The following is a 9,083-nucleotide window of genomic DNA, read 5'->3' as shown; positions in this document are numbered from 1 at the left end:
TTCCCTTAAAGGTCTGCCGGCTACATTGATGAAAGAAGCAAGTAATATTCGCTATCTATCACACATCAAAGCCCTATTCAGCCTCGCTTATTAATTTATTATAGCCGTGACGTGACATCCAGTTCATTGTAGTCCGCGGTAAATGCCCTTTCTTCCCGGTCATCGGGATTAAAGGGCATTTTTTTCATGAGTTTATTATACTGCCTGATCATGATGCAATGATTGACGAAAGATGTTAACAATGGACAGTGCTCGATTTTGTTGCTTATCCATTCTATAATTCTCCTGGCAACTCTCCTAAATCCTCTCCGTTAATTTTTATTTGCCCGTTTGTCGTTAACTAACGCTCAAGTATGTACCATTGCGCATATCATAAAATTAACCTTATTAAAGGAGGGGTCTGTATGCCGAAAGGAAAAAAGGGAAAATCAGCTTCATCTGGCAGTTCTTCCACGGGTAGTACTTCTACTGGAAGCAAGTCTACCGGTAGCACTTCTACTGGCAGCAAGTCCACTGGGAAAAAATCCACTGGAAAAAAATCTACTGGCAGCACAACTACTGGCAACACAACTACTGATTGACGAAAGATGTTAACAATGGAAGGTACTCCATTCCGTTGCTTATCCATTCTATAATTCTCTTGGGATTAGGCAACTCTCCTAAATCCTCTCCATAATTTTTATTAGCCCGTTTGTCGTTAACTAACGCTCAAGTATGTACCATTGCGCATATCATAAAATTAACCTTATTAAAGGAGGGGTCTGTATGCCGAAAGGGAAAAAAGGAAAAGCAGGTTCATCTGGCAGTTCTTCTACGGGTAGTACTTCTACTGGAAGTTCATCTACTGGCAGCAAGTCCACTGGCAGAACGTCTACTGGCAGCAAGTCCACTGGCAAGAAGTCTACTGGTAAGAAGTCTACTGGTAGCACGTCTACTGGCAGCACAACTACTGGTATGACAACTACTGGAACCACACCAGTTGTTATCACATCTACAACAACAACAACATCTACTTCATCAAGCTCAAGTTCAAGCTCATCCACTGGCAAAAGAAGAAGAAGATAGATAGTTAAATATAAAATGCTTCAGCTTGATTGATCCCTGATTGATCAAGTGGAAGTATTTTATGATATTACGGCTTCATTAATGTCGGACTATCCATAAAACATCTTAAAAAAGAAAGGAAGGTGAGTGTATGTCTTATCATATTCCATCTTATTTCTTAACGATAGAAGAAGAAGATCTAGAAGATTTACGTGCGGATATTTGGAGCGATGACCCTATTCCCGCCTATTTGAAAGTAGAAAACGACATTTACGATATCGATATTGCCTATCGGGGCTCTTATACCCGTAAATTCCGGAAAAGATCCTATTGGATTGATTTCATCGAGCCAAAACGATTCTTTGGCGCCCACAAAATCCATCTCAATGCCGAATACAGAGATCCTTCCCTCATTCGCAATAAACTCTCACTCGATTTCTTTCAAGACCTTGGTGTCCTTTCCCCTCATAGCCAACACATCAACCTATTCCGAAATGGCACGTTTAAAGGTGTGTATTTACAATTGGATTCCGTCGATGGGCTTTTTTTAGAAAAAAGAGGACTTCCTGCCGGTCCGATTTATTATGCTGTCAACAATAATGCCAACTTTTCATTGGAAAGGGATGGGAAAGTAAAAGACTCCCTTACGTCAGGCTATAAGCAAGCCTTTGGCAAACCCGCCGATGATGAATATCTAATCGAATTCATCAAAAAAGTAAACACAACCCCACTTGCAAAGTTTCCTGAAGTAGTCTCGCAGCATCTTGATATCCATAAATACTTACGCTGGCTGGTTGGAGCCGTTTGCACCATGAATAACGACGGTTTCACTCATAACTATGCACTATATCGCAATAGTAAAACGAAGTTATTTGAAATCATTCCTTGGGATTACGATGCCACTTGGGGACGCAAAGTCAGTGGCGGGATCATGGAGCACACATATGTCCCTATCGGAGGGAAAAAGGCAAACCACCTTATTCATCTGCTCTTGCAGGTTCCGGAATACAGTAAGTTCTACAAAGATCTCCTGGTTGAAACATTGGAAACCACATTTACCGTGAAGCATATGGAAAATAAAGTATTATCACTGCACCAGGGCATACGCCCCCACATCCTTCTAGATCCATATAAAAAGAATAAGATTGATCTATTCGACAAGGAACCGGAATTCATCTTCGAATTCATTCGCAAACGCAGTGATTACTTAAATAAGCACCTCGGTGACCTAGATGAAAAAAGTGCCACAACACAACTGAAAGCTAAACAGGACCGAAGGGGAGTTGCTTTCGTGTCACCAATCTGCATTAAAAATACGGGGAAGTACGGCAGGGGAGTATATGCTACAAGGGATATTAAAAAAGATGAACTGATTGAGGTATCACCTGTCATCATTTCACCCAGACATGAATGGAAATATCTAAGGAAAACTGCACTCTTTCATCACTGTTTTTATTGGGGAGATGACGATGAAACTGTCACTGCCTTAGGAAATGGATCCCTATTCAATCATTCATACACACCAAATGCGACATTCGATAATAATTTAGAAGATTTAACGATAGACTTTTATGCTTATAAAGATATAAAGGCTGGCGAGGAAATCACGATCAATTACAATGGTGAACCTGATAATAAATCCCCGTTATGGTTCGATGTCATCGAGTAGGCGTTTTTTGCTTCCATTTTATTTTTAAAGAATCCATTTTGAAGGAAAATTGATCAAAATGGATTCTTTTTTCATTCAGTTTTCTTCGCTAATGCAAGAACGGTTTAACTTTACATTTTATTCGGCGCTGAAATTCCCAATAAACTTAGCGCATCCTTTAATACAATGGCTACGGAAAAAGCGAATGAGAGCTTCATTTGTTTCCATTCATCTTCAACCAAGATTTTCGAATGCGCATAATACTTATTGAATGCACGTGATAACTGCAAGCTGAATTTCGCGACTTGTGATGGGTCTGCTTGTTCAAATGATTTTTGGACAATGACCGGGTATTGCTCAAGCAGTTGGATGACTGACCAAGCATATTCTCCTAAAGCGTCAAAATGGATTACATGTTCTTTAAATTCACCTTTTTCCAGCAATGATGAAATACGCGCAAATGTGTACTGTACATATGGACCCGTTTCTCCCTCAAAATTCATCATTTGCTCTAATGAAAAGTCAATATCATTCATCCGATTATTTTTTAAATCATTAAAGATTACCGCTCCGACACCGACCTGTCTTGCAACCAGTTCTTTCTGTTCAAGCGCTTGATTTTTTTCTTCAATATTGCGCTTCGCCGTTTCGATTGCTTCTGCCAAAACATCCGCAAGCAGGACGACTTTCCCTTTACGTGTCGACATTTTCTTACCGTCTTTTAACATCATGCCAAATGCTACGTGCTGTAAGTCATTTGACCAATCGTACCCCATTTTTCCAATGACGTTAAAGAGTTGTTTAAAGTGCAGGGATTGTTCATTTCCTACAACATAAAAGGTTTTCTTCGCCTCAAACTGTTGCTTACGATACATGGCTGCAGCTAAATCACGCGTGGCATAAAGTGTCGCACCGTCCGTTTTCGTAACCAAACAAGGCGGCATATCTTCCAATTGCACGACATAGGCACCTTCGGATAGGGTAAGCAGGCCTTTTTCTTTTAGTTCCTCGACAACAACATCCATTTTGTCATTGTAAAACGCTTCACCAGCATAGGAATCAAAACGGATGCCCAATAAATCATAAATCGTTTCGAATTCTTTTAGAGACGCATCCCTGAACCATTTCCATAGTGCCAGTGCCTCCTCATCCCCATCTTCAAGCGACTTGAAGCTAGCGCGTGCTTGTTCATTCAACGATTCATCCGTTTCAGCCATTTCATGGAACTTCACATAGATTTTCAATAATTCCTGAATCGGGGAAGCTTCGATTGCCTCCTTGTCTCCCCACAGCTTATACGCGACAATCAATTTCCCGAATTGCGTGCCCCAATCCCCTAGATGATTAATACGCACGGCATTGTAGCCATTTTTTTCAGCAATGTTAGCCAATGCATTTCCTATGACTGTTGAGCGTAAGTGCCCCATGGAAAAAGGCTTGGCAATATTCGGAGATGAATAATCAATCACGACATTCCCCTGTACAGGCTGCTTTCCGCCATACTTATCCTTTTCACTTAATATGGTTTGCAACACATTTTCCGTCACAATCTGTTGATTGACGAAGATGTTCAGATAACCACCCACTACGTTCACTTCTTGGATCAACTTACTGTTTAATTGTTCAGCTATTTCAGACGCAATCACTTGTGGTGACTTTTTTAACTTTTTTGCAAGAGTAAAGCATGGAAAGGCGACATCACCTAACTCCATCAATTTAGGCTTTTCCATTAATTTTTCTATTTCACTTGCTGGCATTTCATTGTTCAAAGCAGTTGAAATTAAGGCTGCAATTGGTTTATTCATCGTCATTTTTCCCTCCTAAACAAAAAAGCCCCCGTCTCTAAATAAGAGACGAGAGCATAGTTTCCCGTGGTACCACTCTAGTTGCCACAAATTGTGGCCACTTTCCATTGTTAACGAGGTGACTCCCCGATGTTCTCTACTGGACGTTTCAAGAAATTTCTCCAAAGTGCGCTTCATTCATCCGTCCTGCATTAGGCTCACACCATCCCTAACTCGCTTTCCATTTCAAAATGAACTACTCTCTTTATCACAGAATTTTCAATATTATGATTTAATCCATCGTACACAATTTTAAAAAACGTGTCAACACAGGATTTCTGATCTAACCCTGTCATAAAGTCTCTATCCCAAATCCATCTAGCCAGCCGGTAACTTCATTTTATCCTTGATAGTCGAAAAATATTTCCTTACGGTCCCAATTGTGTTGCTTTGCTGATTGGAGGGGTCAAGTGTGGTTTGACCATCGGCTAACAGGCCTAACACACCCATTTCCTGGTCATTATTGTTGGAAGACTCATCCATAAGTTCAGGGGAGTATATTCGCTTGCCATCCAATACGCTGCGAATCGAGCAGGCTAACTCTTCACTCGGGTTATCCTTCAATAAATAACCACTTACATTTGCTTTTAAAGCAAGTTGAAAATAACCAGTCCTTCGAAATGTCGTTAAAATAATCACTTTGCATTCAAATGACTTTAAAGCTTCAGCTGCCTCAAGCCCGCTCTTTACAGGCATCTCCATATCCATGATACAAACATCCGGCTTTAATTGGTGCACAAGAGTAATAGCTTCTTCTCCATTACTGGCTTGCCCGGCAATTTCTATATCTTCTTCAAGATTGAGTAGAGAACTAATTGCCTCTAACAGCATTTGCTGATTCTCTGCAATGACAATTCGGATCATTTTAAGTTCTCTCCTTTACTGAGTCGTTATATGAAGAAAAGACTCCCCAAAATCCAAGGATTATTAAGGGAGTCTGGAATGATTCATGAACGTTACAATTCAGATTTCACTTGAACGGAAACACTTTTTTTTGTTAAATGTTTTATGTCCTTAAAGCCAACAAAATTCTTGTTTTTCTCATCCCATAAACGGAAACGGAGCGACTGTAAGCTTGTAGCAAGAGTGATCGTTGGTACGTTCTTTAGAGGCTCTGTATTATTATGTGCATTTTCCAGTTTATAGTTAGGTACCCTAGGACTTAAATGGTGAACATGATGGTAACCGATATTACCAGTAAGGAACTGCATCAGTTTTGGTAGCTTATAAAAAGAACTTCCTTCCACTGCTGCCAATACATATTCCCACTCCTCATTTTCTTCAAAATAAGAGTCCTCAAATGTGTGCTGGACGTAAAACAGCCAAATGCCCACTGAACCTGATATTAAGAAAATGGAACCTTGTACTAAAAGAAATGACTGCCAGCCTACTGCAAGGCAAAGCAATGCCACTAAACCAACGATTAATACATTCGTCAAATAGGTGTTCATTTTTTCCTTCTTTCTAGCACCTTTTCGGTTAAATCTATTTTTAAGAAGGAAAACATAAATCGGACCTATCCCAAACATTACCAATGGATTGCGATAAAAACGATAGGCAAAACGAAGTCTAAGCGGCGCAGCCAAATATTCATCCACCGTAAGGGTCCAAATATCCCCTGTACCCCGCTTATCTAAATTGCCACTTGTTGCGTGATGCACAGAATGCTCATGCCCCCATTGATCAAAAGGGAATACAGTCAAAACACCCATGACTGTCCCGACTATTCTATTCGCACGGCGGCTTTTAAAAAATGAATGATGCGTACAATCATGAAAGATTATGAAAATTCTTGTCAAGAAGCCAGCAGCCAACACAGCTGGAATTAACGTTAACCAATAAGAAACCGAAAGACTTATATATGCTAGGTACCATAAAATAATGAATGGCCCTAACGTATTGATGATCTGCCATATACTTTCTTTTGTCGTTGATTGTTCAAAAGGAGCAATTTGTTTTCTCAAGTTTTTAGTATTTTGTATGGTCATTAATCAATTGCACTTCCCTTTATTTTTTCGTTATTTCTTATTATAAAGAAATCAGCCTGATTTTATTAGTACCAGGTGTCATGACTAGAAGATGACAAATGTCATGTACAAGATATTTTCAACGGAAAACCCTACCAAATAAAATGGAAAATAGCCAAAACTGGCTAACCGAATAGGACGGTATAGTTCCAACAAATTAATCTCCATTTGGAAGAATTCTTTTCTTATCATAGAAAGCTTAAAAACGACAAACGTATAATAAACTGTCGTAAATCTCTAGGGATTTTAGAGAGATGTTAATTATCAAAGCCACTTATGATAGGCTTAGACTATATGGATTTACCAGTTGAAAAACTGTAAAGGGGAATTAGTTTGGATAAGGAAATGGAGAAAACAATTGTAAAATCATTTTTCACCAAAAGGCTCCAAGATAGAATTCTGTTCGAATTGTCTTCAGCCAAGAAACGCAAGGATGCCTTAAGTCGCCTTTGTCATTCTTACAGAACAACTCTTCGTGAAGAATACATCATTGAGATTCCGAAACCGAATTCAGATCCAGCAGATATAGCTAAGTTACTAAAACAGAATGGTGCTGAAGATTCTTGTTATGTAATATCCTGGGATGAAGATATTGATGGTAAGGAGCTCCCCTTATTAATCGCCTTAGAAAAAGCTGTTGGAATGGGGATGCCCTCAATCATATCCTGCATACCAAATAAACTCGCTTATTTTGAAGCTGAACAAGAAGCCCTTCCATCTCCAAGATTTTTACTAAAAAGAAAACAATGAATAATTGCATACACAAATATTCCTGTTTAGATGATTCCCTATTTTCTGGACTTTTCCACAATGTACCTCTATTTTATTGCTATTCTCCATAGTAAACTAGTAAAGTTAAATTTTACAAAGGGGAATAAAATAATCGTGAAAAAATTCTTTGGATGTTTTATTATGTTAAGCCTTCTTTGTATGTGTCTCTTTCCAACCAGTGGTAGTTCATCAAGTAAAACCCAATACATAGGTTCTGTTAAAGTGGACAATACAAAAGTTTTTAGTTCTCCTAAATTAGGTTCTACTTTATTAAAGACCTTAAAAAAGGGCGAGGAGTTTCCCGTCATTTCCTCTGCCGTTGGGGATTCCGCTGGCCCTATTATTCATAAAGTAAAGACTGGAAACACATTATGGAAAGTAGCAAATCAATATGGAGTTTCAGTAAGTGAGCTGCAAAAAGAAAACAAATTAACTTCTTCCGAAATCACTGTTGGCCAAAGCCTGAAGATTCCCCAGAAATATAAGATCCATAAGGTAGTATCAGGAGATACATTGTGGAAGATCTCTTCTAAATATAAGGTAACCACCAGTGATTTGACGAAATTAAATAACTTACATGCAGATACAATTAATGTTGGCCAAAAATTGAAGATTCCTGATTATTACTACCAGGTTCAATTGCTTGATGGTAAAAAGGGATGGATAAAGACATCCCAACTTCAAAAAAAGGCGCAAAAACCTGTCGTCATGGGCTGGACGCATAATGAATCGAAAGAAAACTACACCCAACAAATTAAACAACCTAATTTAAATGTAGTTTCTCCTCGTTCCTATACGCTGACGGATTCCGGTATTTTCGTTTCCGTTTCTGCGGATGCAAAGTTCGTCCAAAACGCCCATAAGCAAGGAAAGCAAGTTTGGCAGCTTATCGGAAATCAATTTGACCCTGTTTTAACCGGTTCTGTACTAGGCAATACAAAAAAACGCCAGAAATTGGTTTCAGCTTTACGTGATTCACTTGTTAAAACTAAAAGTGATGGAATAAATGTAGATTTTGAAAACATCGATCCAAAAAGCAAGAAGGACTTTGTACTTTTCATAGGCGAACTGAAAAAGGCACTAAAACCGCATGGAATTAAAGTATCTGTGGATGTCACCCGAGAAAATGAAGACCCTTTTTGGTCAAAAAGTCTGGATAGGAAAGCTCTTGGCAAAATAGCAGACTACATAATCATAATGGGTTATGACGAGCATTGGGGAGGGAGCCCAGTAGCCGGGTCCGTTTCCTCGTTACCTTGGATCAAAGAAGGAACTAAGCTTTTAATGAAAGAAGTACCTGCCCATAAGATCATATTGGCTGTACCATTTTATACGAGAGAATGGGTAACTGATTTATCGACCCAAAAAGTGAAAAGCCATGACCTTACCATGGCTGAAGTCAACAAAATCATTTCATCTCATAAACTAAAAAAGGTATGGGATAAAAAGACACAACAAAATTACGTGGAGTATACTTCCAAAGGGGAAAAGCATCAAATATGGATAGAAGATAAAAAATCGATGAAGCTCCGTATTGACCTGGTAAAACAAAATCACCTAGGCGGTGTATCTGCTTGGTACCTTGGTTCAGAAACCCCTGACATTTGGGATGTATATCATTTTAATCAATAGATTGATAGAAAAACCATAAAGAAAAAAGGCCTCACATTGTGGAGGGCACTGAAAAAGTCCCTTCCGGGCCAATAGAGGTAGATTTTCTCAGTTTATTCTGAGGAAATCTACCTTTTT

9 protein-coding genes, 1 pseudogene and 1 other annotated feature are annotated in these 9,083 nt (G+C 39.0%); of the genes and pseudogenes, 5 read left to right on the top strand and 5 right to left on the bottom strand.

Annotated features, from left to right (window positions below):
* Positions 1-94: hypothetical protein (locus tag SB775_RS26930; protein ID WP_410864198.1), on the top strand; the 94-nt coding region annotated here is incomplete at its 5' end.
* A 276-nt stretch (positions 95-370) separates the two neighbouring features.
* Here SB775_RS26930 and SB775_RS26925 read toward each other — a convergent pair.
* A complete protein-coding gene (locus SB775_RS26925; RefSeq protein WP_410864196.1) occupies positions 371-628 on the bottom strand; it encodes a hypothetical protein in 258 nt (85 codons plus the stop codon).
* A gap of 103 nt (positions 629-731) precedes the next feature.
* On the bottom strand, positions 732-974 hold the full coding sequence (locus SB775_RS26920) for a hypothetical protein (RefSeq protein WP_410864194.1): 243 nt from the start codon (positions 972-974) through the stop codon (positions 732-734).
* Between the two features lie 221 nt (positions 975-1,195).
* Between SB775_RS26920 and SB775_RS26915 the strand changes: the two are divergent.
* Positions 1,196-2,275: pseudogene (locus SB775_RS26915) on the top strand (CotH kinase family protein); the annotation flags it as partial.
* A 60-nt stretch (positions 2,276-2,335) separates the two neighbouring features.
* Positions 2,336-2,713, top strand: a complete 378-nt coding sequence (locus SB775_RS26910) for an SET domain-containing protein (protein ID WP_176432022.1) — start codon at positions 2,336-2,338, stop codon at positions 2,711-2,713.
* 110 nt (positions 2,714-2,823) lie between these two features.
* Here the strand turns inward: SB775_RS26910 and argS are convergent, their stop codons facing one another.
* From argS to desA, 3 genes are all read right to left on the bottom strand, one after another.
* Positions 2,824-4,503, bottom strand: a complete 1,680-nt coding sequence (gene argS, locus SB775_RS26905) for an arginine--tRNA ligase (RefSeq protein WP_410864192.1) — start codon at positions 4,501-4,503, stop codon at positions 2,824-2,826.
* A 35-nt stretch (positions 4,504-4,538) separates the two neighbouring features.
* Positions 4,539-4,757, bottom strand: a binding site (T-box leader).
* A gap of 97 nt (positions 4,758-4,854) precedes the next feature.
* Positions 4,855-5,400: a response regulator gene (locus SB775_RS26900; protein ID WP_089364399.1), complete on the bottom strand. Its 546-nt coding sequence runs from the start codon at positions 5,398-5,400 to the stop codon at positions 4,855-4,857.
* A gap of 92 nt (positions 5,401-5,492) precedes the next feature.
* Entirely contained in the window at positions 5,493-6,524 is a 1,032-nt protein-coding gene (desA, locus tag SB775_RS26895; RefSeq protein WP_284469674.1) for a Delta(5) desaturase DesA, read from the bottom strand.
* 372 nt (positions 6,525-6,896) lie between these two features.
* Here desA and SB775_RS26890 point away from each other — a divergent pair, with 372 nt between their 5' ends.
* Both SB775_RS26890 and SB775_RS26885 read left to right on the top strand, forming a co-directional pair.
* Entirely contained in the window at positions 6,897-7,313 is a 417-nt protein-coding gene (locus SB775_RS26890; RefSeq protein ID WP_410864191.1) for a hypothetical protein, read from the top strand.
* Between the two features lie 243 nt (positions 7,314-7,556).
* Positions 7,557-8,966 carry a LysM peptidoglycan-binding domain-containing protein gene (locus SB775_RS26885; RefSeq protein WP_410864190.1) on the top strand — a complete coding sequence of 470 codons (1,410 nt, stop codon included), beginning with the start codon at positions 7,557-7,559 and terminating at the stop codon, positions 8,964-8,966.
* Positions 8,967-9,083: the final 117 nt, after the last annotated feature.

The sequence above is a fragment of the Peribacillus sp. SIMBA_075 genome (assembly GCF_046534585.1).
This window is presented reverse-complemented; position numbering and strand designations above follow the sequence as displayed.